The following is a 22,735-nucleotide window of genomic DNA, read 5'->3' on the forward strand; positions in this document are numbered from 1 at the left end:
CCTCTAGTGTCAGACGCTAGTCCCCATCGGCACGAACCACCCGGGAGTAAAGATGACTGGGCTCAATCGCCGTACCTTCTTGGGCGCCGTCGGCGCGGCCGGACTCGGCACCGTCCTGGCTTCGCAGGCCGCAAGCGCATCCGGCCGCAAGCCGTATGCGACCTGCCGGGCCTACGTCGGCAGCTACACCAGCAGCCCGCCGGCGGGTCACGGGATCGACGTGACGCATCGGTCGGGGAGCGCCCCCGCGCTCGTCCTCGATCGCACGGTGAGCCCGACCGTCCCGGACGCGTCATGGTTCGCGCTGAGCGCTGACGGCGCGACGCTGTACTCCACCAACGAAGCCGACACGGGCACGATCTCCGCGCTCAGCCTGGCCGACCCGGCGAAGCCGAAGCTACTGAACACCAGCCCGTCGCTCGGTTCGGCGCCGACGCACCTGTCGGTGCACCCCAGCCAGCGTTACGTGCTCACGGCCAACTACGGCAGCGGCACGGTCGCGGTCCTGCCGATCCTCGCCGGCGGAAAGCTCGGCGCGGCAACGGATCTGGTCACGCACAAAGGTGCCGAACGACCCGCCAACGCCCACCAGGTCGTCACCGACCCGTCCGGTAAGTGGGTCATCTCGGTCGACCTCGGCGCGGACTCGGTCTACGTCTACCAACTCGACCTGAACACCGGCAAGCTCGCGCTGCACGACCAGGTGATCCTGCCTTCTGGCGCGGGCCCGCGGCACATCGGCTTCCACCCGAACGGCCGCTACGCCTACATCGTCCAGGAGCTGCGCCCGGAGCTGACCGTCGCCTCCTGGGACTCGGCCGCGGGCAAGCTCACCCCGATCCAGGTAGTCCAGGCGGTCCCGGCCGGTACCACTGGCGACCAGTTCCCTGGCGAGTTCGCGATTTCCTCCGACGCCCGATTCGTCTACGCCACCGTGCGCGGCCCGAACACGATCTCCACGTTCGCGGTCTCCCAGGGTGGCGCGTACCTGACGCGGACCAGCAGCGTCACGACCGGCGGCAACTGGCCGCGCCACGTCACCCTCGATCCGTCGGGGAACTGGTTCTACGTCTCGAACCAGCGTTCCGGAACCGTCACCTGGCTGCCGCGGGACCCGGCCACCGGCCAGCCCGGCGCTGTCGCGGGCTCGTACGCCGTGGCGTCCGTCGCTATGGTGCTGTTCGGCTGTTAAAGCCCTTATACCTTGGAGAACTTCATGAGAATCCGCCGTACCCTCATCGGGCTGGCGCTGGTCGGGCTCGTCGCCGGCTGCGCCCCCACCCAATCCGGACCGGCCGCCGCCGGCGGTAACGACCAGACCGGCACCCTGCGCGTCTGGCTGTTCGACGAAGCCAACCGCGCGCCGAAGGAGGCGACGGCCAACGAGGCCATCGCCGAGTTCAAGGCGGCCCACGCCGGCGTCGAGGTCGACGTCCAGTGGGTCCCAGTCGAGGGGCGTGCGGACAAGTTCTCCGGTGCCTTCAACGATCCCGCGAACGCACCGGACGTAGCCGAGTTCGGCAACACCGACGTGGCCAGCTACGTCGCGGCCGGCGCGTTCGCGGATCTGACCAACGACGTCAAGAGCTGGAAGGAAGGCGCCGATCTGGTGCCGACCGTGCTGGACACGGCCAAGGTCGACGGCAAGGTGTACGGGCTGCCCTGGTACACCGGCGTCCGCGCGCTGTACTACCGGACGGACATCTTCGCCGAACTGGGCCTCAAGCCGCCCACGTCGCTGGCCGAGTTGACCAGCACCGCCCGCAAGATCCGTGCGGCGAAGCCCGACCTCTACGGCATCTCCGTCGGTGGCAAGTACACCTACGCGATGCTGCCGTACCTGTGGGCGAACGGCGGCGAGCTGGCCAAGCAGGACGGCGGCAAGTGGACGTCGACGGTGACCAGTCCGCAGGCCAAGACCGGCCTGTCGGAGTACGCGGACCTGCTCAAGCCGGACATCTGCCCGCCGGCGCAGTGCGCCAACCTCACCGGGACGCAGAGTGTGCAGGCGTTCTCCGGGGGCAAGGCGGCGATGACGATCGGCGGCGACTTCAACCGCAAGGCCGTGGACGCCAGCTCGGTCAAGGGCAAGTACGCGGTCGTCCCGATCCCGGGTGTCCAGCCCGGTTCGGTCGCCCCCGCGTTCGCCGGCGGCAACCTGCTCGGTGTGTTCGGGGCCAGCAAGAAGCACGACCTCGCGGTCGAGTTCTCCGAGCTGCTCGCCGGCGCGAAGTACCAGGCGAAGATGTACACCGGGATGGGCGACCTGCCGACGCTGGCCACCGTCCAGAAGCAGCTCACCGGCAGCGACCCGACGCTGAAGCCGTTCGTCGACACCCTGCAGGCCGGCACGAAGTTCGTGCCCAGCACGCCGGCGTGGTCGAAGATCGACGCGCAGAATGTCCTGCCCACCGCGGTCCAGCAGATCGCGACGGGTGGGAAGAGCGCCGACGCCGCGCTCGCCGACGCCGCCGACCAGATGAACAAAGCCTTCGGCGGCTGATCTCCGATGACCACGCAGGAACTACCGCGGACCGTTCCGGCGCCGGCGGCGGGCAAGAAGCCCGTCAACCGGCGCCGGGACGGCCGCGCGGCGGCGATCTACCTGGCACCGGCGCTGATCCTGCTCGCCGCGCTGCTTGCTTATCCGATCTACCAGTTGGTGCTGATCTCGTTCTACAAGTACGGGCAGCCGCAGGCCTCGGGCACCGCGCCCCTGGTGTTCATCGGCTTCGACAACTACCAGCAGCTGATCGAGGCCGCGACGTTCTGGACGGTACTGGCGAAGACCGTCGGCTTCGCGGCGGCCTGTGTCGTCGGCAGCCTGCTTGTCGGGACCGTGCTCGCGGTGCTCGCGAGCCGGGTCCGCGCGGTGCCGAGGACGCTGCTGTTCCTGGCGTCGCTCGGCGCGTGGGCGACCCCGGCGATCGCCGGATCGTACGTGTGGCTGTTCCTCTTCGACGCCGATTTCGGTCTGGTCAACGAGATCCTGGTGAAGATCGGGTTCACCGGGATGGCCCACCACTCGTGGACCTATGGCACCTACAGCACGTTCGCGTTGGTGGCGGCCGAAGTCGTCTGGTGCTCGTTCCCGTTCGTGCTGGTCACGATGTACGCCGGGATCAAAGCGATCGACCCGGAGATGCTCGAGGCCGCGTCGCTCGACGGCGCGTCGTTGTACCGCATCACGACGTCGATCATCCTGCCGAGCCTGCGCCCGCTGCTGATGATCGCGACGGTCCAGTCGATCATCTGGGACTTCAAGGTGTTCACCCAGATCTACGTGATGACCAACGGCGGCGGGGTCGCCGGGCGCAACCTCGTACTCAACGTCTACGCCTACCAGCAGGCGTTCGCCGGCTCGGACTACGGACAGGGCGCGGCGATCGGTGTCGTGATGACCCTGCTGCTGTTTTCCATCACCGGCCTGTACGTGCGGTCCCAACGCCGGAGTGAAGCATGGCTGTGATCGGACGACGAGCTGTGAAACGGCCGGGCAGGCTGATCGCCGAGATCATCACCGTGGTGATCGCCGCGATGATCGCCTTCCCGCTGTACTGGATGGTGCTCTCGGCGTTGAAGCCGGCGGGCGAGATCCAGGAGGCGAACCCGAAACCGTTCACGGTGGCACCAAGCCTCGACAGCTTCAAGCGCGTGCTGACGGTTTCCGGGTTCAGTCAGTACTTCCTGAACAGCGTGATCGTCGCGGTGGCCGTCGTCGCGCTTTCGCTGCTGTTCTCGTTCCTGGCGGCGGTCGCGCTGACGCGGTTCCACTTCCGCGGCCGGACCGTGCTGCTGGTGATGTTGCTGGTGGCGCAGATGGTTCCGGTCGAGGCACTGACGATCCCGCTGTTCTTCCTGATGCGCTCGGTCGGGGATGTCGCGCCGGCGTTCGGGCTCAACGAACTCGGCTCGCTGGTGCTGGTGCATCTGGCGTTCAGCCTGCCGTTCGCGATCTGGATGCTGCGCGGGTTCGTGGCCGCGATCCCGGTGGAGCTGGAGGAAGCCGCGAAGCTCGACGGCGCGAGCCGGCTGCGGTTCACCTGGCAGATCCTGTTCCCGCTGGTCACGCCGGGGCTCGTCGCGGTCAGCGTGCTGGCGTTCATCCACGCGTGGAACGACTTCCTGTTCGCGAAGACGTTCATCATCTCCAAGACCGAGAACCAGACGCTGCCGCAGGCGATCCTGGTGTTCTTCAAACCCGAGGACACCGACTGGGGCGCGGTGATGGCGTCGTCGACGCTGATGACCATCCCGGTGCTGGTGTTCTTCGTTCTGGTGCAACGCAAACTGGTGTCGGGTATGGCCGGCGCCGTGAAGGGCTGAGACGTGCCTGGTTTCGACTCACTGCTCCCCCGCCCGGTCGAGGTAGTGCCGACGGCCGGTGACTGTGCATGGCCCGCCGACGTCGTCGTGCACCGCGTCGACGAGCTGCCCGCCGAGGGGTACCGGCTGGAGATCACGCCGGGATCCGTGGTGATCTCCGCCGCCGACGACTCGGGCGAGTTCTATGCAAGGCAGACGCTCCGGCAGCTGATCGGTCCGGCCGCGTTCCGTTCGGCGTCCATCCACAGTGGACCGGTGACGCTGCCGTGCGGCGTGGTCACCGACCATCCGCGGTTCGGCTGGCGCGGATGCCTGCTCGACGTCGCCCGCAACTTCCGGACGAAGGCCGAGGTGCTGCGGTTCGTCGACCTGCTGGCGGCGCACAAGCTCAACGTGCTCAACCTGCACCTCACCGACGACCAAGGCTGGCGGATCGAGGTCCCGCGATTCCCCAAACTCACCGAGGTCGGGGGCTGGCGGACCGAGTCGATGGTCGGGCGCCACGACGAGCCGGTGCGCGACGGCAGGCCGCACGGCGGTTTCTACACCGGTGACGACCTGCGCGAAATCGTCGCGTACGCCGCCGAACGCGCGGTGACCGTCGTTCCGGAGGTCGACATCCCCGGGCACGCGCGCGCGGCTATCGCGGCGTACCCGGCGCTCGGGCCGAACCCGGACGAGCGGCTCGAAGTGTGGACGTCGTGGGGAATCAGCACCAGCCTGCTCAACGCCGAGGAGTCCACTGTGGACTTCTTCCGGGCGGTCTTCGACGAGGTGTGCTCGATCTTCCCATCGCCGGTAATCGCCCTCGGCGGCGATGAGGTACCGGGCTCGACCGAACGGCACAGCCGGTTCATCCGGGAGATCATCGAGCACCTGCATGGCCACGGCCGCGAAACACTGTGCTGGGACGAGGTCCTCGACGTCGGCGACCTGCCGCATCCCGTGGTCATCGCCTCGTGGCAGGGCGAAGAGGCCGGAGTGCGCGCCGCGGCCGGCGGGCACGACGTCGTGATGTGCCCCGAGCAGCACGTCTACCTCGACCACCGGCAATCCGATCACCCCGACGAGCCCATTCCGGTCGGCTACCTGCACACGCTCGAGGACATTTACGGCTACGAGCCCGTTCCGCTCGGCATGCCGCCCGCCGACGAAGTCCGCCTGCGCGGGGCCCAGGCGCAGGTGTGGACCGAACACCTCGACTCGGCCCGGCGCGTCGACTACGCGAGCTTCCCGCGGCTGTCGGCGTTCGCGGAGGTCGTCTGGAGCCCCGCCGAGGGCCGCGACTACGCCGAGTTCCTCCCGCGGCTGCGCGAGCACCACGTGCCACGGCTGGACGCACTCGGCGTCGAGTACCGCCCGCTCGACGGCCCGCACCCCTGGCAGACCCGCCCCGGAGTCCCCGGCCGGGCACGTTAAGACTCGTGGGTGTTCCAGCCGCCTAGAACCAGCCGGAACACCCACGAGACCCGACCAGCATCACGCCGAGCCGTATAGGTCGTTATACGGTCGGGTGGTACCAGACCTCGGGGCGGCCGACTTGGCCGTAGCGCGGTTCGCGTCGGGCGAGACCGTTGTCGGCCAGGTACTCGAGATACCGGCGCGCGGTGACCCTCGACGCGCCGATCGCGGTCGCTGCCGCTCCGGCAGACACGCCGTCGGCCGACGCGGCAAGGGCGTCGGAGATCGCGGTGAGGGTCTGCACGCTCATCCCCTTCGGCAGCGACGGCCGCTCCGAGGTGCGCAACGCCCCCAGCGCGCGGTCGATGTCCGCCTGCCCGGCGACTTCGCCCGTGTTGCCTCGGAATTCGGCGTAGCGGTCCAGCTTTTCCCGCAACGACGCGAAGGTGAACGGCTTGAGCAGGTACTGCACGACACCGACGGACACGGCTTCCTTCACCACGGCCAGATCCCGCGCCGAGGTGACCGCGATGACGTCCACGGGCACACCCGCCGTCCGCAACGCGCGGCAGACGGCCAGCCCGTGCGTGTCCGGCAGGTAGAAATCGAGCAGCACGAGGTCGACCGGTTCGCGCTCGCAGAACCGCAGCGCGTCCCCACCGGAATGGACGACTCCCGAAACGCTGAACCCGGGGACGCGCTCGACGTAGGTCCGGTGCGCTTCGGCGGCGACCGGCTCGTCTTCGACGACCAGTACCCGGATCATCGGGCGTGCCAAGGCAACCGCACGGTGAAAACCGCGCCGATATCGCGCGTGACCTCGATAGTGCCGCCGTAGCGCCGCACGGCCTGCCCGACCAGCGCCAGCCCCAGACCGCGCCCGACCAGGCCGTCGGCGGGCTTGGTCGACCAGCCCCGCCGGAACACCTCCGACACGGTCGCGTCGTCCAGCCCGGCGCCGGTGTCGGCGACCCGCAAGAACAGCTCCCCCGCGTCGGCCCGGGCGGTGACCACGACCCCGGGCCGCCGTCCGGCCGAGCCGTCGATCGCCGCGTCCACCCCGTTGTCGATCAGGTTGCCGAGGACGGTCACCAGGTCGCGCGGGGCGATGCCGGCGTCGACCTCGCCGATCGCCGTGTCCGGGGTGATCGTCAGCTCGACGCCGCGTTCGGCGGCCTCGGCGGCCTTCCCCAGCAGCAACGCGGCCAGCACCGGCTCGGCGACCGCGCCGACGACCTGGTCGGTGAGCCGCTGCGCGAGTTCGAGCTCCGCTGTCGCGAACTCCACGGCCTGCTCGGGCCGGCCGATCTCGACCAGCGAAACGATCGTATGCAGCCGGTTCGCCGCCTCGTGCGCCTGCGATCGCAGCGACTCGGCGAAACCCCGTGCCGAGTCGAGTTCCCCGGTCAGCGCCTGCATGTCGGTGTGATCCCGCAATGTCACGACCGTGCCCATCGCGCGGTCAGCCGAACGCACCGGCGCGGTGCTGACCACGAGCACCCGGGTATCGGTCAGGTGGATCTCGTCGGTCACCGGCTCGGTGGAGGTGAACGCGGCTTCAAGGCTTTCGGGGAGCCCGAGGTCGTCGATCGGCTTGCCGACGACCTCGCCTTCGACGCCCAGCAACTCCCGGCCGCCGTCGTTGCACAGCACGATCCGGCCGTCCTTGCCGACGAGCACCAACCCTTCACGGACCGCGTGCAGCACCGCCTCGTGGTACGAGAACAGGGTGCTCAGTTCGGCCGGCGCGACCCCGTGGGTCTGCCGTTTCAGGCGCGCACTGACCAGCAGGCTGCCGCCGACGCCGATGGCCAGCACGGCCACCGCGACGGTCGCGAGCGTCCACAGCCGGTCTCGCAGCTCCGAGGACAGGACATCGACGGTGATCCCGGCGGCGACCAGCGCGACCACCTTCGACCCCGGCCCGAACACCGGCACCACCGCTCGCACCGACGGCCCGAGCGAGCCGGTGTAGGTTTCGGTGAACACCTTGCCCCGCAGTGCTTCCGCGGTGTTGCCGAGGAAGTGCTGCCCGATCAACGCCGGATTCGGGTGAGTGAACCGGATCCCGGTCGGCGACATGATCGTGACGAAGTCGACGCGGGTGTCTACGCGGACACGCTCGGCGAACGGCTGCAGCACCCCGCTCGGTTCCGGTGTGGACAGTGCGGCGAGGACGTTCGGCGCGTCGGCGACCGTCTGCGCCACCGACGTCACCTGATCGGTGGCGCGGGCGCGGGTCGCGCTGCTCGCGTCGAGGTAGGCGAGCAGGAAGCCGGTACCGACGAGTGCGGCGACCACGACGACCTGCAACGCGAGCAGCTGGCGGGCCAGGCTCCAGCGCCGGAGGCCCACCCGGGGTGGCTTCGATGACACCCGCACATACCAGCACACCGCGGGCGGGAGACCTCACTCGCGCGAACTCAATGAACACAACCGTGACCTGGCTCACCGCGGGAGGCGATAGTCACCGGCAATCCCGAACACCCCCGCTCGAGCTGGAGGCAACGATGCCTGCGACGCCGATCCCCCGCCGCCGCGACAAGATGCACTACCTGTACCTGGCGGTGATCGCCGCGGTCGCCCTCGGCATCATCGTCGGGTTCGCCGCCCCCGGGTTCGCCAAGGGGCTCCAACCCCTCGGCACCGGATTCGTGAACCTGATCAAGATGATGATCTCGCCGATCATCTTCTGCACCATCGTGCTCGGCATCGGTTCGGTCGCGAAAGCGGCGAAAGTCGGCAAAGTCGGGCTGATGGCGATCGGCTACTTCCTGGTGATGTCGACCTTCGCGCTGGCGATCGGCCTGGTCGTCGGCAACCTGCTGCACCCGGGCGCCGGCCTGCACCTGACGCCGTCGGCGGTCGCCACCGCCCAGAAGCAGGCCGCGGGCGCCCAAGGCGGGGTCGACTTCCTCCTCGGCATCATCCCGAACAGCCTGTTCTCGGCGTTCACCTCCGGTTCGGTACTGCAGACCCTGCTCGTCGCCCTGCTCGCCGGGTTCGGCCTGCAGAAGCTCGGAGCTCGCGGCAAGCCGATCCTCACCGGCCTCGAACACCTTCAGCGGCTGGTCTTCCGCATCCTGTCGATGATCATGTGGGCCGCTCCGATCGGCGCGTTCGGCGCGATCGCGGCCGTCGTCGGCCAGACCGGCTGGGGCGCGCTCAAGGGCTTGCTCACGATCATGCTCGGCTTCTACCTGACCTGCCTGGTGTTCGTCTTCGTCATCCTGGGCACGACGCTGTGGGTCGGCGCGCGAGTGAGCATCCTGAAGCTGCTGAAGTACCTGGCTCGCGAATTCCTGCTGATCGTGTCGACGTCGTCGTCCGAATCGGCGCTGCCGCGGCTGATCGCGAAGATGGAGCACCTCGGCGTCAGCAAGCCCGTCGTCGGCATCACCGTGCCGACGGGATACTCGTTCAACCTCGACGGCACCGCGATTTACCTGACGATGTCGACGCTGTTCATCGCCTCCGCGCAGGGCAGCCCCCTGTCGCTGGGACAGCAGATCTCGTTGCTGCTGTTCATGATCATCGCCGCCAAGGGCGCGGCCGGGGTCAGCGGTGCCGGCATCGCCGTCCTCGCCGGCGGCCTGCAGTCGCACCGCCCGGACCTGGTCGACGGGGTCGGGTTCATCCTCGGGATCGACCGCTTCATGTCCGAAGCCCGCGCTGTCACCAACTTCGCGGGCAACGCCGTGGCGACCGTCCTGATCGGCTCGTGGACCAGGGAGTTCGACCGGACGAAGGCCGAGCTGGTCCTGTCCGGCCAGGCACCGTTCGACGAGACCACTCTGCTCGACGAAGCCACTACGGAACCGGAACCCGGACCGGAACGTCAGCCTGAACTTGCGGCAGCCGGAACGTCGTGAACAGCTCCGCACCGTGAAACGCGGTGACGCGGCTGATCAGTGAGCCGCGGAAGGTGAACACCTGCAGCGAATGCGCGTGGTAGAGACCGTCGCTCCGGTGGGCGTACATCGCGAACGCGTGCTGACCGTTGGCGGCGGCCGGAACCAGCCGGCTGCCGCCCGCGGCAGGGCACTTGAGCCCGAGCAAGGCACCGACGCGGTCCCGCCCGGCGAACCACACCGGGATCGGCGGCATCTCCCAAACCACGTCTTCGGTCAACAACGCGGTGAGGCCGGCGATATCCCGCCGCGCGAACGCGGTGGCATAACGGTCGAGCAACGCACGCTGAACGGTCTCCGCAGGCTCGGCTAAGCCGTCGGCGGCAGGCGAAACGCTGGTGAGCTGCGCCCGCGCCCGCTGCAGCCCGCTGTTGACCGCGGCGGTGGTGGTCGCCAGTACCGCGGCGACTTCGGCGGCGCGCCAGCCGAGCACGTCCCGCAGGATCAAGATGGCCCGTTGCCGCGCCGGGAGGTACTGCAACGCGGCGATCAACGCGAGCCGCGTGCCCGCGCGCGCGACCGCGATCATCGCCGGGTCGGTCGCATCCCCCGACACGAGCGCGTCGGGCAGCGGCTGGAGCCAGGGCACCTCTGGCCGCGACGATCCCAGCGGCTGGTGCGGATCGTCGCCCGGCCCGCCGAGTCCGGACGGCAACGGGCGGCGGCTTCGGTGTTCGAGCGCCTTGAGACAGACGTTCGTCGCGATCCGGTACAGCCACGTGCGCAGCGACGAGCGGCCCTCGAAGGTGGTCCGGCCGCGCCAGGCGAGGAGATAGGTCTCCTGTACCAGATCCTCGGCGTCCTGGACCGAGCCGAGCATCCGGTAGCAGTGCGCAAGAAGCTCCCGCCGGAACCGCTCGGTCTGCTCGGCGAAGTCTTCACTGTCGGTCATCGCTGCTCCCGTTCTCCTCGAAGTATGTCCCCTGTACTGATCCTCGAGCACGGAAGAACTCATCGGTGTGCGATGAGTTTCCGCCGGACCGATGAGTTTTCGCGCCGCGGGGATCTACCTCTGGGTAAGCCGAACCCAGTAGGAGGACAGCGTGAGCAAGACAACCGTCATCCGGTACACGACTCGGCCCGACGCCGCCGACGAGAACCAGGAACTGATCGAGAAAGTCTTCGCCGAGCTGGCCGCCGTCGACCCCGGAGGGGTGCGGTACGCGGCGTTCCGCCTCGACGACGGCACCTTCCTGCACGTGGTGACCACCGACGACGACCGCGACCCGCTTCCCGGGTTGAGCGCGTTCAAGAACTTCCAAAGCACCATCAACGACCGGCTGGCCGACGTACCGATACGAACCGGCGCCCACGTCGTCGGTTCCTACCGGCTTGTCGCCGAATGAACAGGAACGTCGTGATCTACGGCGCGGGCGGCACGATCGGTTCCGCGCTCGCACGTGCCTTCGCCGCTGACGGGGCGACTCTGTTCTTGGTCGGCCGCCATCAGCCGGCGCTGGACAAGGTCGCAGCCGAGATCGCGGACCTCGGAGGTGGCGTGCACGTCGCCGAGGTCGACGCGCTCGACGCAGCCGAGGTCGAAGCCCACGCAGGCTCGATACCGCGCATCGACGTCTCGCTGAACGTGATCGGACTCGGCGAGCTCCAGGGTGTCTCCCTGATCGACCTGGCACCCGACGAATTCACCCGGCCGGTCACCGACCGCGTCCGCACCCAGTTCCTCACCGCGACAGCTGCGGCGCGTCGCATGGTCATCCGAGGCTCGGGCGTAGTCCTGCTGCTGACCGCTTCCTCAGCGAAGCTGGCGGGTCCGATGATGGGCGGCTTCGGAGTGGCGTGCGCCGCCATCGAAGGTTTCACCCGCAACCTCGCGGGCGAACTGGGCCCGCAGGGGGTTCGGGTCGTGTGCCTTCGGTCGAACTACATCCCCGAAACCCACCCGGACGTCGAGATCGGGGGCGACCACTATCTGGTCGAGGGCACTCTCCTAGGACGGCTGCCCACGCTCGCCCAGTTGTGCGGAGCTGCGGTGTTCGCCGCGTCGGAGGACGCTGGAGCGATGACCGGTGCGGTGCTCAACCTGACGTGCGGCGCGATTCTCGACTGACCCTCAGACGTACTCGGTGCACAGGCAGCCGACGCCGCGCTCGATCCACTCCTGGCCGGCCCACTCGGGATGCCGCTCGATCAGCAGCGCCCGGACCTCGGCGACGATCTGGTCCTCGCCCATCGCGGAGTCACGCCGCCGCCTGGAGCATCCGGGCGTCGAGGTCCGCATCCGCGAGACCGACCTCGGTCGGGATGACGCCGCTCGGGCACGACCGCCCCGGCGAGCTGACCGTGGTGCCGCTGATCGGCATGGCGCCGAGCCGCGTGGTGGCGGCCAGGGCGATGCGAGCCCGCTGCTCAGGTCGTTCGTGCAGCTCGCGACGGCCGCGAACCGCGACTGAGAGGGCTCAGGCCGCGGCGGCGAGGTGCGCGGTGAGCCCGCGCTTGCCCCGCTGCATCATGAGCGCGTGGTTCGCCCGGAAGACCGGCCGGGCCACCAGATCGAGCCGCTGGATCAACGCCTTGTGCGCGACGACCTCCTGGACGATCTCGAGCCTCGTCCCACCGTCCACTTCGCACACCGACCCGGCGAGGACGCCCTCGAGGTCCCCGCTGAGGTCGACCCGCAGGCGGCCGGCCCGGACGTCCTGCTCGGCCCGCCGCATCCGCAGCACCAGCGAATACGGCAGGACCGAGCGGCAGACCAGCTCGGCGGTGTCCTCGTCGATCTTCTGGACCGAACGCACGTCGGCCCACCAGTCCGGGTACTTCTCGAGGTCGACCACGGCGCCGAACACCGTCTCCGGCGCCGCCGCCAGCAACCAGGTGCTGCGGAAGCGGTACCGGCCGCTCATGCCGACGCCGAAACGAGCTTCCGACCGTCCAGGGTGACGATGTCGACCGAGGCGACGTTGGCTGGCGCGACGAGCGCGGAGCCGTAGACCCCGATGCCCTCTGCCTGGCCCTTCGCCGTGACGACCCAGCTACCGGCGACCACGGGAGCGCCGTTCTTGGGCACGATGACGAGCTCGCATTTCTCGCCGTCCTTGACGCCCTTCAACGCGACGCGGACCTTCACCCAGCCGGACAGCGGGACCACGTCCGCGGCCAGGCTGACCCCGGTCGTGGCATCGGTTGCCGACAGCGTGCGCGTACCCGGAACCGCGGGCTCGCTGGTCTGCGAGGCGGGCGGTGACGCCACCGTCGTGGTCGGCGCTGTCCCCCGGCCGACCAGTACACCAGCGCCGAGGGCCACCACGACCAGCACCGCTGCCGCCCCGGCCAGCTTCAGCAGCCGAGGCTTGGCCTTAGGAGGGTCCTCCGCACTATCCACGCGGATAGTGCGCAGCGTGCGCTGCAGCAGGAGGTCACCGCCCTCGGGCGGGCCGTCGAGGAACGCCTCCGGCGGCACCTCGTCGAGCTGGTCGCGCAGCTCACTGAACTCGCTGACCTCGTGGGTGCAGTCGCTGCAGGTGGCGAGGTGCGCTTCGAAACGCTCGGCCTCGTCCGGTTCGAGCGCACCGAGGACGTAAGCGGCCAATTCCGCGTGATCGTGTTCTACCGCGCTCATCGAGCCACCTCCGTTCCACTGCCCGACATCGCGGCTCGAAGCGCGCGTAAGGCGTAATAAGACCGCGATTTAACGGTACCCGGCGCCACTCCGAGCGACTCCGAAGCTTCGGCGACCGTCCGTCCCCGGTAGTAGATCTCCACCAGGACCTCCCGGTGTTCGGGGGACAAGCCGTCCATGGCGCCGAGGACGGCCATCGAGTCGACGACGGTCTGCGCGTGGTCGCGCTGCACAGCCGGCGACTCGGCCGGTTCCTCGACCTCTTGCGGTCGCGAAGACCGCGCCCGCGCCCGGTCGGTGATGATGTTCCTGGCCACCGTGAGCAGCCAGCCCCGTACCGAGCCCTTGCCGTTTTCCAGGTCGTCGGCGTGCTTCCACGCCCGCACGAGCGTTTCCTGGACCACGTCCTCGGCCGCGGCCCGGTCGTTGGTGAGCCTGGTCGCGTACGCGAGGAGGCTTCGGCCGTGCTCCGCGTACAAGTGCCGGATCAGGTCTTCGCCCTTGGCCCGCTGAGGCCGCCAGCTTCCGATCGCCACCCCGGTCCTCTCGCCTGTGTGCTTCGTCGGCGAGGACGTTACTGCAACGGGCGAACGGAAGGATGATCGCTGTACCTCGAACGTGGCTGCCGAGACGTTCATCCGCGATGACACCTCACTCCGATCGTCCGCTGGTGTCGGCTCAGTAGCCGCCGTAGCCGCCACCGTTGCCGCTGTTCGAGGAGGTCGGAGCCGACGGCGCGGCAGGGGCGCCGGAGGCGGGGGCACCCGCGACGGCCTTGGCACCGGTGGCGGTCACGGCCCACCAGGTGTTCTGGACGGCTTGGCCGTTGCCCTGGCCGGGCGCGGTGTCCTTGATGAACTCGTAGACCGGGTTGCCGGCGAAGGTGACCTGCTCGGTGCCGTCCTGGCGCTTCACGGTGCCGAGCAGGCTCTTGTCGGCGCCCTGGATGTCCGCAGTGGACGGACCGGCGATCAGCGGCGGCCACAGCGTGGCGCACTGGCCGTTGCAGTTGGACACGGCGGGGTTGGTCTTGTCCGCGTCGAAGCGGTACAGCGTCTTACCGTCGGCGGCGGTCAGGACCTGACCGAGCGAGCCGACGGTGGTGACCTTCAGCCCGGCCTGCGTGGTGGCGGCGCTGGACGAGGGGGCAGCCGACGAAGACGACGCGGCGGCAGTGGTGGACCCGCCCGAGCTGCACGCCGTCAGGACGGCGAGGCCGGAGAGGGCCGTTGCGGAAATGAGGGCGAACCGAGCGCGAGACATGTGAACCTCCTGGTGCGTGGTCCCGCGTTCCGCGGTGACCGACTGACACTGGGAACACGGACGGTTCACGAGGGCGGTTCACCGAAGTTCGAAAAAACTTTCGGCCGGCTCTCCCACCTCGCCAGACGAGTATGGAGAGCCGGCCGAAACGGACGGGACCTACTGCAGGACCTTCTGCAGGAACTGACCGGTGTAGCTCTCCTCGACGGTCGCGACGTGCTCCGGGGTGCCCTCGGCGACGACCATGCCACCGCCGGAGCCGCCCTCGGGCCCCATGTCGATGAGCCAGTCCGAGGTCTTGATGACGTCGAGGTTGTGCTCGATCACGATGACCGAGTTCCCCTTCTCCACCAGGCCGTTGATCACACCGAGCAGCTTGCGGATGTCCTCGAAGTGCAGGCCGGTTGTCGGCTCGTCGAGGACGTAGACCGTCTTGCCGGTGGACCTCTTTTGCAGCTCGCTGGCGAGCTTGACGCGCTGCGCCTCACCACCGGACAGCGTGGGCGCCGGCTGCCCGAGCCGCACATAGCCGAGGCCGACATCGACCAGGGTCGCCAGGTGCCGGTGGATGGCCTTGATCGGTTCGAAGAACTCCGCGGCCTCCTCGATCGGCATGTCGAGGATGTCCGACACCGTCTTGCCCTTGTAGTGCACCTCAAGGGTTTCGCGGTTGTACCGCGCGCCCTTGCACACCTCGCAGGGGACATAGACGTCCGGCAGGAAGTTCATCTCGATCTTGATCGTGCCGTCGCCCGCGCACGCCTCGCAGCGGCCGCCCTTGACGTTGAAGGAGAACCGGCCCTGCTGGTAGCCGCGGACCTTCGCCTCGGTGGTGGAGGCGAACAGCTTGCGGACGTGGTCCCAGACCCCGGTGTAGGTCGCCGGGTTGGACCGCGGGGTGCGGCCGATCGGGCCCTGGTCGACGCGGACGAGCTTGTCGACCTCGCCGAGGCCCTTGACCCTGGTGTGCCTGCCGGGGACCTGGCGCGCGCCGTTGAGCTGGTTGCCCAGCACGGTGGCGAGGATGTCGTTGACCAGGGTGGACTTACCGGACCCCGAAACGCCGGTGACCGACACCAGGCAGCCCAGCGGGAACGACACGTCGATGCCGCGCAGGTTGTGCTCGCGGGCGCCGACGACGGTGAGCTGCCGCTTCTTGTCGATCACGCGGCGCGTTTCGGGCAGCGGGATCATCCGGCGGCCGGACAGGTAGTCGCCGGTCAGCGAGTCCTTGTTGCGCAACAGCTTCTTATACGGTCCACTGTGGACGATATAGCCGCCGTGCTCGCCCGCCCCAGGGCCGATGTCGACCACCCAGTCGCTCGCGCGGATGGTGTCCTCGTCGTGCTCGACGACGATCAGCGTGTTACCCAGGTCACGGAGCCTGGTCAGCGTCTCGATCAGGCGGTGGTTGTCCCGCTGGTGCAGGCCGATGGACGGCTCGTCGAGCACGTACAGCACGCCGACCAGCCCGGAGCCGATCTGCGTGGCGAGCCGGATGCGCTGCGCCTCGCCACCGGACAGCGTGCCGGACGCGCGGTCGAGGGAGAGGTAGGTCAACCCGACGTCGAGCAGGAACCGCAGGCGGGCCTGGATCTCCTTGAGTACCGCGCCCGCGATCATCGTCTCGCGCTTGCCGAGCACCAGCTCGTCGAGGAACTCCGACGCCTCCGCGATGGACAGCGCGCAGACCTCGGCGATCGAGCGGTCACCGCGGGTGGCGTGTTCCAGGGTGACCGCGAGGATCTCGGGCTTGAGCCGCGTGCCCTGGCAGGCCGGGCACGGCACCTCGCGCATGTAGCCCTCGTAGCGCTCGCGCATCTGCTCGGAGTCGGTCTGCTCCTGGCGGCGCTCCAGGAACGGGATGACGCCTTCGAAGTTCGCGTAGTACGACCGGGTGCGGCCGTAGCGGTTCTTGTAGCGGACGTGGACCTGCTCGTCGACGCCGTGCAGGATGGCCTTCTGGATCTTGGCCGGCAGCTGGCGCCACGGGGTGTCCATCCGGAAGCCCATGGCCTCGGACAGGGACTCGAGCAGACGCTGGAAGTAGTCGGCACTCTGGCCGCCTGCCCATGGTGCGATCGCGCCGCCGGCCAGACTCGCCTCGTCGTCGGGGACGACCAGCTCCGGGTCGACCTCCTTGCGGATGCCCAGGCCGGTGCACTCGGGGCAGGCGCCGTACGGCGAGTTGAACGAGAACGACCGCGGCTCGAGGTCCTCGATGGCCAGCGGGTGGCCGTTCGGGCAGGCGAGGTTCTCGGAGAAGCCACGGATGCGGTGCGGGTCGTTCTCGTCGAGGTCGACGAAGTCCAGCTCGAGCATGCCGTCGGCCAGCCGCAGCGCGGTCTCGACCGAGTCGGTGAGCCGCTGCTTCGAGCTCGCCTTGACCGACAGCCTGTCGATGATCACGGCGATCTCGTGCTTTTCCTGCTTCTTCAGCTTCGGCGGCTCGGTGAGCGAATACACCGTGCCGTCGATCAGCGCGCGGGCATAACCCTGCTGCTGGAGGTTCGCGAAGAGGTCGACGTACTCGCCCTTACGGCCGCGAACGACCGGCGCCAGCACCTGGAACCGGGTGCCGGGGTCCATCTCGAGGACCTGGTCGACGATCTGCTGCGGGGTCTGCTTGCTGATCGGCTCGCCGCAGCGGGGGCAATGCGCCTTTCCGGCTCGCGCGTAGAGGAGCCGCAGGTAGTCGTAGACCTCGGTGATCGTGCCCACGGTGGACCGCGGGTTGCGCGAGGTGGACTTCTGGTCGATCGACACCGCGGGCGAGAGGCCCTCGATGAAGTCGACGTCGGGCTTGTCCATCTGGCCCAGGAACTGCCGCGCGTATGCGGACAGCGATTCGACGTAGCGCCGCTGCCCCTCCGCGAAGATCGTGTCGAACGCGAGGCTCGACTTACCGGACCCGGACAGGCCGGTGAACACGATGAGGCTGTCCCGGGGCAGATCGATGTCCACACCGCGGAGGTTGTGCTCGCGGGCGCCGCGAACAACGAGGCGATCAGCCACGCCAGTGTCCCTTCATTGGTCGGTGAGCCCGCTGCCATACCTAGATGGCCGGGCGCCACCATGCTAAGTCGACCCACCGACAAAAAACGGGCGAGGACTCCCCCACCAGCACTTTCCGTCTTCCGAGACCAGGCTGAACAAGGTTGGCACCGCAGGAAACTCCGGCCAACCGACTCGGGCCCACGCCGTTCATCGTAACGCGGGCGTCCCCGCCACGATCGGGACGGCTACCGTGGAGCGGTGAACGTCGTCGAGGAATACACGGGCCATGTCGAGCCGGGCGGCGACGCCGCGCGCCGGACACTGGAAGCGCTGACCATCACCAAGCTGTCGGTCGGGCCGATGGACAACAACGCCTACCTGCTCGTGTCGCAGGCGAGCGGCGAAGCGCTGCTGATCGACGCGGCCAACGACGCCGAGCGCATCTCGGACCTCATCGGGCACGGCCCGCAACGGCCCGCGCTACGCACCGTCGTCACCACCCACCAGCACGCCGACCACTGGCAGGCACTCGGCGCGGTCGCCGGCGCCAACGGCTCCAACACCGCCGCGCACCCCGAGGACGCGGCCCCGCTCCCCATCCCGCCGGACTTCCTCGTCGAACACGGCGACACCCTGACCGTCGGGGACAGCGTGCTCGAGGTGATCCACCTCCGCGGCCACACCCCGGGCTCGATCGCGCTGCTCTACCGCGACCCCGCCGGCCACGGCCACCTCTTCACCGGCGACTCGCTGTTCCCCGGCGGCATCGGCAAGACCGCGACGCCGGAACTGTTCACGTCACTGCTGAACGACGTTTCGGAACGGCTCTTCGACGCCCTCCCCGACGACACCTGGGTCTACCCCGGCCACGGCGACGACACCACCCTCGGCACGGAGCGCCCGAAGCTCGGCGAGTGGCGCGAACGCGGCTGGTGACCTGAGCCGCACCCGCTCGGCCGCCACGGGCGGCGGCAGGTCGTAAAGGGAAGATCCCGCGGGTCCTACGCCACTGTCTGAAACTTCAGGGTGGTCGGGGTGGTCGGTTCTGTCCAGAGCAGCAAGGACCGGGGCGAGTGGGTGCTGGTAGTGGGGTTGAGGGCCAGTCGCGTCGTGCAGGTGGTGCTGGTGATGGCGATGTGCGGGTCCTACGCCGTGAAAGGTGGCGTTCACGACGGTCCGTCCCGACCCCGACAAGGTCGCCAAAGGGATCAGATCTGGCCGAAGAGGCCGTTGTCCCGCGTCGGCCTCGGCTTGATGTCGTTCATCATGTTCACGTAGCCCTCCACCGAGACCTTACCGCCCGCAGCCTTGTCCCAGGGCACGATGAATTCGGACATGCCGTCCTCGCCGTCGGTCGTGCGGATGACTCCACCCTTGCCCGCCAGGCCGTCCATCAGGCTCTCCCCTTCGCCGATGCCGAAATGCTGCTTGAGCGCGCTCATGGTCACCGGGTTGATCCCGCCGTCGACTTCGGCGGTCAACTGGTGCGGAACATCATGCACGGTGACCGGCCCCGGAGTCTCGTACTTGAGGATCGCGCCCGGCTTCTCACCACTCCAGCTGAACGGTGCCACGTCCTCGTGGTTCTCGCCGAGGTACCAGCCCTTCCAGTCGGGATTGGCGTTGCCGGCGGTGCCTCCGCTCGGGCGCGCGACGCCGCCTTCGTTCACCACGGTGTCGTAATGCTCGGGCTTGATGCCGTGATACCCCTCGAGCTTGGTCATCGGCGTGCTCACGATCTTGTGCTCGCTGCCGTCCGGAAGCTTGATCGTGTGTTCGGTGCTGCCGCCGGCCACGTTGTGGTCGTTGAGGCTCCCGAAGTCCGGATTGTCGGTCGGCCGGCCGCCTGAGGACGGCGCATCGTCAGTGAGGTGTGCGGCGTCGCTGCCGCCGCTGCCCGGGCGATCGGGCACGCTCGCCGTGCTCGGGGCGTCCGTACAGGCGAGCCCGAGCGGGTCGGCTTCGTGCAGCGGGTTCAGTGCGTACCCCACGGGGTTCACTGCGGGGCCGAGCCCGAGCGGGTCCTGGCTGACGTAGCGGGCAGTCGACGGGTCGTAATAGCGGTACACGTTGTAGTGCAGCCCGGTCTCCGCATCGGCATACTGCCCGGGAAAGCCGAGCGGCACCGTCGTATCGGCCGTTCGGCCCCACAGCGAGGCGCTGCTCTTCCAGACCACCGCACCGGTCTCATCGACGAGCTCGGCGGGCCGGTCGGCGATGTCGGTGACCACGACGGCGAACCGGACCCCGTGCGCGCCGTGGTCCAGTTGCACGACCGGGCGCCCATCGACGGGGTGGTATTCCCACGTGGTGACCTGCGCACCGGCAGCGTCGGCGCGGGCCTGCTCCACCAGTACCGCGCCCCGCCAGGTGAACTCGATCCGCTCGAGCACGCGCCCGCCGGCGACATGCTCCTTCGAGATACGGCGTCCCAACGGGTCGTAGCGGTACTGCCAACCACTGCCGTCGGGCAGCGTCACAGCGGTGAGGCGATCACCGGAATCCCAGTGGTAGTGCCACACGCCGCCGTCGACGCGGCGCATGACGAGCCGCCCCTGGCGGTCGTAGCCGTAGCCGACCGACCCCGCCAGCACAAGCTGGTTGCCGCTGTAGCGGCGCTGCCCCAGCTCGGGCGAGACCCGGTGGAGCCCTGTCCCGTTCTCAGCGGAATGGGTGATGTTGCCGACCGCGTCGTAGCGGTAGCTCTCGACCTGATCCGGCGTGACGACTTCGTTCACTCGGCCGAGAGTGTCGAGCTCGTACCGGGAGACGCCGGCCAATGCGTCATGGACCTCGGTGAGCCGCCCGTCGCCCCGGTAGCGGAACTGACGGCGCTGGACGACCGCGGCTGTCGAGCCGCTGACGATCGTCTGGCTCGTGAGCCTGCGCGCGGGGTCGAAGGTCTGGGTGACGGTGGTTTCGCCAAAGCGACGCATCGTCTCCCGCCCGTCGGCGTCGTGCTCGAATTCGACCGTTCGACCGGCGATCTCCAGCCGTCGCGGTCGCCCGTAGGCATCGAACACCCACGAACTGTCCACGCCCGACGGGGTCCGGCGCCGCACGGCCGCGTCATCGCCGGCATAGGTGACGCCGCGCCGGTCTGCGGCCTCGTGCACAACGCGTCCTCGCTCGTCCCGCCTGATCTCGAGCGTGCTGCCGGCTGTGGCCGCGGCGATGAGCCTGCCGACCGGGTCGTAGGAATAAGTCGTGCTCCCGGCGTCTGTTCGGCGTTCGGTGAGGTTGCCCAGCACGTCGTAGCGAAATTCGGTCGCCTCGCCCACGCCGTTGACGGAGCGCACGACCCGGCCGGCGGCGTCGTAGGAGAACTTCAGCGTGCGGCCGTCGTAGTCGGTCTCCTCGACGAGGCGACCGACCCCGTCGTAGGTGTAGCGCCATGACGCGCCGTGCGCGCCGGCGACCTCCACCAGGCGAAGCTCGGTGTCGTAGCGGTAGCTCGTACGTCCGCCGAGTGCGTCGGTCGTGGCGGTTACGAGCCCGAACGGCCCGTACTCGCGGCGGGTGACGGCACCATCCGTGCCGGTGTGCGTGACCGCGTGGCCCTCCGCGTCGTAGCCCCATTGCTCGCGCGCGCCCAGCGGGTCGATGCGCTGGGACCGCAGGCCTTCCACGGTCCACGAGAGCTGGGTACGGCCGCCCATCTCGTCGGTGATGGTCCTCAGCCTGCCGAACAGATCCCGCTCGTCGCGTCGCGCGGCACCAGCCTCCTCGCCGGGCTCGACGTCGGTGAACGGGTTCGGCTTCTGCAGGTCTTCATAGCTGAAGCCGGAGGCGACGCCCAACTGCTCGGCGAACGGGTCGGGCACCCGGTCACCGGCGTAGGTCCGGTCGTACATGCGCCCGCCCTCGGTCACCGCGATCGAGAGCCTGCCCGGCGCCGAGGACACGAGGACCTCGCTGCCGTCAGGCCGGGTGACTCCGGCGAGCGCGCCGTCTTCCGTGTAGCGGTATCGAGTGACAGCGCCAAGGGGGTCGGTCCGCGACAACAGTGCGTCGTAACGGTCCCATTCGTACCCGGTGACGCCGCCGGCCGGGTCGACCCGCCGCAGGGTCTGGTTCGCGTCGTTCAGCTGATACTCGGTCACCGCGCCGAGCGAATCGGAGAAGCGGGTGACGAGTCGTTCCCGGTCGTAGGAGAACTCGCCATCGTAGAAGCCCCCGTCGCCTACTGTGCGAACGCAGCGGCCGTCGGCGTCGTAGATGTACCGGTACCAGGTGCCGGTGCGGTCCTGCCAGCCGAGCAACCGGCCGTCTGCGTCGTAGTCGAAGCGCTGGCCCAGCCCGGACGAGTTCGAGACGGTCGCCAACCTGCCGTCGGCGTCGTAGGAGAACCTCGAGACCGGGACCCGGGTTCCGCTCGCGGGGTCCACCATGTCCAGCGTCGTGACCCGGCCGCCCTCAGTGCCGACGGAGACGAGGTATCCATCGGTGTGGCGCACAGCGGTAGGAGCTCCCGCCGCGTCGTACTCGAAGGTGAAGCCGCCGCCGAGGCCGTCCGAAACGGTGCGCACCGGCAGCACCGCGGACGAGCGTCCCGCGATGGGCGCGAACGAGATCTCCTGACCGGCGGCCGTGACGACAAAGCCGCCGTCCTCCCGGCGCAACGGCCAGCGCGGGCCCTCGACCGGGAGCACCTGCCCGCCACCCGCGGGCATCGGGTAGACGAGGATCATCCCGTCCGGAGTCAGGCAGCAGACGTCGGTGTCGTCCACCTCGAGCCGGAAGTCCACAGTGGATGCCCAGGACAGGCCGAACCAGCCGCCCGCCCGATAGGACGAGATGTGTGTGCGCACCAACTCCAGCATCGGCGCACCCGACACGGTCAGGTCCGTCTGGACCATGACGACGTCGCCGGTCGCGACGTCCACAGGGTCGGTCTCGCAGACCCGGTTGCCCGTTCCGACTCCGCGGTCGCGTGGCACGACGGGCTTGTTACTGCCAGACGGCGTGTCCCCACCCGTGCCCTTGGCCGGCGGCTCACCGGCCTTCGCCTGCGGCGGCGGAGGCGCGTTGGCGGGCTCCGTCGGCGGAACGTCCTGACCCTTCGACGATGGCGGGGGGCCCTCATTCTTCGCCGGCGGAGGTGTGGCCCCACCACTGTGGTCACCCGACGCCGTCGTGGAGCCGTCCGTTTTGGGCGGTGCCGCAGGGTCGGACTTCAGCGGCGGTGGCGTGCCACCCGCGCCCGACGGTGACGTCGAATCACCCTTCTTACCCGACGGCGGATCCATCGACTTCG

19 protein-coding genes are annotated in these 22,735 nt (G+C 69.0%); 9 read left to right on the forward strand and 10 right to left on the reverse strand.

Features of this window, described 5'->3' with window-relative positions; genetic code table 11:
- Positions 1–52 precede the first annotated feature (52 nt).
- Genes JWQ81_RS35845 through JWQ81_RS35865 form a run of 5 tightly spaced genes read left to right on the forward strand, consistent with a single transcriptional unit; the run spans position 53 to position 5,745 of the window.
- Positions 53–1,192, forward strand: a complete 1,140-nt coding sequence (locus JWQ81_RS35845) for a lactonase family protein (RefSeq protein WP_297548621.1) — start codon at positions 53–55, stop codon at positions 1,190–1,192.
- Between the two features lie 24 nt (positions 1,193–1,216).
- The gene (locus JWQ81_RS35850; RefSeq protein WP_297548623.1) at positions 1,217–2,503 is read left to right on the forward strand and encodes an extracellular solute-binding protein; all 1,287 of its coding nucleotides are present in this window, start codon (positions 1,217–1,219) and stop codon (positions 2,501–2,503) included.
- Between the two features lie 6 nt (positions 2,504–2,509).
- On the forward strand, positions 2,510–3,469 hold the full coding sequence (locus JWQ81_RS35855) for a carbohydrate ABC transporter permease (RefSeq protein WP_297548625.1): 960 nt from the start codon (positions 2,510–2,512) through the stop codon (positions 3,467–3,469).
- Entirely contained in the window at positions 3,460–4,326 is an 867-nt protein-coding gene (locus tag JWQ81_RS35860; RefSeq protein WP_297548627.1) for a carbohydrate ABC transporter permease, read from the forward strand. The genes JWQ81_RS35855 and JWQ81_RS35860 overlap by 10 nt, the downstream gene beginning before the upstream one ends.
- Positions 4,327–4,329: 3 nt before the next feature.
- On the forward strand, positions 4,330–5,745 hold the full coding sequence (locus JWQ81_RS35865) for a beta-N-acetylhexosaminidase (RefSeq protein WP_297548629.1): 1,416 nt from the start codon (positions 4,330–4,332) through the stop codon (positions 5,743–5,745).
- 82 nt (positions 5,746–5,827) lie between these two features.
- On the opposite strand, the gene JWQ81_RS35870 is transcribed toward JWQ81_RS35865, so the two are convergent.
- A complete protein-coding gene (locus JWQ81_RS35870; protein WP_297548631.1) occupies positions 5,828–6,493 on the reverse strand; it encodes a response regulator in 666 nt (221 codons plus the stop codon).
- Complete coding sequence (locus JWQ81_RS35875) at positions 6,490–8,103, reverse strand: sensor histidine kinase (RefSeq protein ID WP_297548633.1); 1,614 nt, start codon at positions 8,101–8,103, stop codon at positions 6,490–6,492. The genes JWQ81_RS35870 and JWQ81_RS35875 overlap by 4 nt, the downstream gene beginning before the upstream one ends.
- A 170-nt stretch (positions 8,104–8,273) precedes the next feature.
- Between JWQ81_RS35875 and JWQ81_RS35880 the strand changes: the two genes are divergently transcribed.
- Positions 8,274–9,599 carry a cation:dicarboxylase symporter family transporter gene (locus JWQ81_RS35880; RefSeq protein WP_297548665.1) on the forward strand — a complete coding sequence of 442 codons (1,326 nt, stop codon included), beginning with the start codon at positions 8,274–8,276 and terminating at the stop codon, positions 9,597–9,599.
- Here JWQ81_RS35880 and JWQ81_RS35885 read toward each other — a convergent pair.
- Positions 9,538–10,530 (reverse strand): sigma-70 family RNA polymerase sigma factor, encoded by a 993-nt coding sequence (locus tag JWQ81_RS35885; RefSeq protein WP_297548635.1) that lies wholly within the window; start codon positions 10,528–10,530, stop codon positions 9,538–9,540. The genes JWQ81_RS35880 and JWQ81_RS35885 overlap by 62 nt on opposite strands.
- A gap of 151 nt (positions 10,531–10,681) precedes the next feature.
- Between JWQ81_RS35885 and JWQ81_RS35890 the strand changes: the two genes are divergently transcribed.
- Together JWQ81_RS35890 and JWQ81_RS35895 are read left to right on the forward strand one after the other, a co-directional pair.
- Positions 10,682–10,984 (forward strand): hypothetical protein, encoded by a 303-nt coding sequence (locus JWQ81_RS35890; protein WP_297548637.1) that lies wholly within the window; start codon positions 10,682–10,684, stop codon positions 10,982–10,984.
- The gene (locus tag JWQ81_RS35895) at positions 10,981–11,706 is read left to right on the forward strand and encodes an SDR family oxidoreductase (protein ID WP_297548639.1); all 726 of its coding nucleotides are present in this window, start codon (positions 10,981–10,983) and stop codon (positions 11,704–11,706) included. Before JWQ81_RS35890 ends, JWQ81_RS35895 begins: the two co-directional genes overlap by 4 nt.
- A gap of 130 nt (positions 11,707–11,836) precedes the next feature.
- On the opposite strand, the gene JWQ81_RS35900 is transcribed toward JWQ81_RS35895, so the two are convergent.
- The 6 genes from JWQ81_RS35900 to uvrA all read right to left on the reverse strand — a co-directional run bounded on the left by JWQ81_RS35900 (position 11,837) and on the right by uvrA (position 17,496).
- Positions 11,837–11,959: a hypothetical protein gene (locus tag JWQ81_RS35900; RefSeq protein WP_297548641.1), complete on the reverse strand. Its 123-nt coding sequence runs from the start codon at positions 11,957–11,959 to the stop codon at positions 11,837–11,839.
- Between the two features lie 96 nt (positions 11,960–12,055).
- Positions 12,056–12,502 (reverse strand): SRPBCC family protein, encoded by a 447-nt coding sequence (locus tag JWQ81_RS35905; RefSeq protein ID WP_297548643.1) that lies wholly within the window; start codon positions 12,500–12,502, stop codon positions 12,056–12,058.
- Positions 12,499–13,218: an anti-sigma factor gene (locus JWQ81_RS35910; RefSeq protein WP_297548645.1), complete on the reverse strand. Its 720-nt coding sequence runs from the start codon at positions 13,216–13,218 to the stop codon at positions 12,499–12,501. The genes JWQ81_RS35905 and JWQ81_RS35910 overlap by 4 nt, the downstream gene beginning before the upstream one ends.
- On the reverse strand, positions 13,215–13,754 hold the full coding sequence (locus JWQ81_RS35915; RefSeq protein WP_297548647.1) for a sigma-70 family RNA polymerase sigma factor: 540 nt from the start codon (positions 13,752–13,754) through the stop codon (positions 13,215–13,217). The genes JWQ81_RS35910 and JWQ81_RS35915 overlap by 4 nt, the downstream gene beginning before the upstream one ends.
- 142 nt (positions 13,755–13,896) lie before the next feature.
- Positions 13,897–14,481 (reverse strand): hypothetical protein, encoded by a 585-nt coding sequence (locus JWQ81_RS35920; protein WP_297548649.1) that lies wholly within the window; start codon positions 14,479–14,481, stop codon positions 13,897–13,899.
- A 159-nt stretch (positions 14,482–14,640) separates the two neighbouring features.
- Complete coding sequence (gene uvrA, locus JWQ81_RS35925; RefSeq protein ID WP_297548651.1) at positions 14,641–17,496, reverse strand: excinuclease ABC subunit UvrA; 2,856 nt, start codon at positions 17,494–17,496, stop codon at positions 14,641–14,643.
- A 240-nt stretch (positions 17,497–17,736) separates the two neighbouring features.
- Between uvrA and JWQ81_RS35930 the strand changes: the two genes are divergently transcribed.
- Positions 17,737–18,414: an MBL fold metallo-hydrolase gene (locus JWQ81_RS35930; protein WP_297548653.1), complete on the forward strand. Its 678-nt coding sequence runs from the start codon at positions 17,737–17,739 to the stop codon at positions 18,412–18,414.
- A 272-nt stretch (positions 18,415–18,686) separates the two neighbouring features.
- On the opposite strand, the gene JWQ81_RS35935 is transcribed toward JWQ81_RS35930, so the two are convergent.
- The gene (locus JWQ81_RS35935; protein ID WP_297548655.1) at positions 18,687–22,418 is read right to left on the reverse strand and encodes an RHS repeat-associated core domain-containing protein; all 3,732 of its coding nucleotides are present in this window, start codon (positions 22,416–22,418) and stop codon (positions 18,687–18,689) included.
- Between the last annotated feature and the right edge of the window lie 317 nt (positions 22,419–22,735).

It is taken from the genome of Amycolatopsis sp., from assembly GCF_025464955.1.
Taxonomy (GTDB): Bacteria; Actinomycetota; Actinomycetes; order Mycobacteriales; family Pseudonocardiaceae; genus Amycolatopsis.

Coding starts and splice junctions, on each gene's coding strand:
- JWQ81_RS35845 (WP_297548621.1), top strand. CDS start 53: ATGACTGGGCTCAATCGCCGTACCTTCTTGGGCGCCGTCGGCGCGGCC.
- JWQ81_RS35850 (WP_297548623.1), top strand. CDS start 1,217: ATGAGAATCCGCCGTACCCTCATCGGGCTGGCGCTGGTCGGGCTCGTC.
- JWQ81_RS35855 (WP_297548625.1), top strand. CDS start 2,510: ATGACCACGCAGGAACTACCGCGGACCGTTCCGGCGCCGGCGGCGGGC.
- JWQ81_RS35860 (WP_297548627.1), top strand. CDS start 3,460: ATGGCTGTGATCGGACGACGAGCTGTGAAACGGCCGGGCAGGCTGATC.
- JWQ81_RS35870 (WP_297548631.1), bottom strand. CDS start 6,493: ATGATCCGGGTACTGGTCGTCGAAGACGAGCCGGTCGCCGCCGAAGCG.
- JWQ81_RS35880 (WP_297548665.1), top strand. CDS start 8,274: ATGCACTACCTGTACCTGGCGGTGATCGCCGCGGTCGCCCTCGGCATC.
- JWQ81_RS35885 (WP_297548635.1), bottom strand. CDS start 10,530: ATGACCGACAGTGAAGACTTCGCCGAGCAGACCGAGCGGTTCCGGCGG.
- JWQ81_RS35895 (WP_297548639.1), top strand. CDS start 10,981: ATGAACAGGAACGTCGTGATCTACGGCGCGGGCGGCACGATCGGTTCC.
- JWQ81_RS35900 (WP_297548641.1), bottom strand. CDS start 11,959: ATGCCGATCAGCGGCACCACGGTCAGCTCGCCGGGGCGGTCGTGCCCG.
- JWQ81_RS35905 (WP_297548643.1), bottom strand. CDS start 12,502: ATGAGCGGCCGGTACCGCTTCCGCAGCACCTGGTTGCTGGCGGCGGCG.
- JWQ81_RS35910 (WP_297548645.1), bottom strand. CDS start 13,218: ATGAGCGCGGTAGAACACGATCACGCGGAATTGGCCGCTTACGTCCTC.
- JWQ81_RS35920 (WP_297548649.1), bottom strand. CDS start 14,481: ATGTCTCGCGCTCGGTTCGCCCTCATTTCCGCAACGGCCCTCTCCGGC.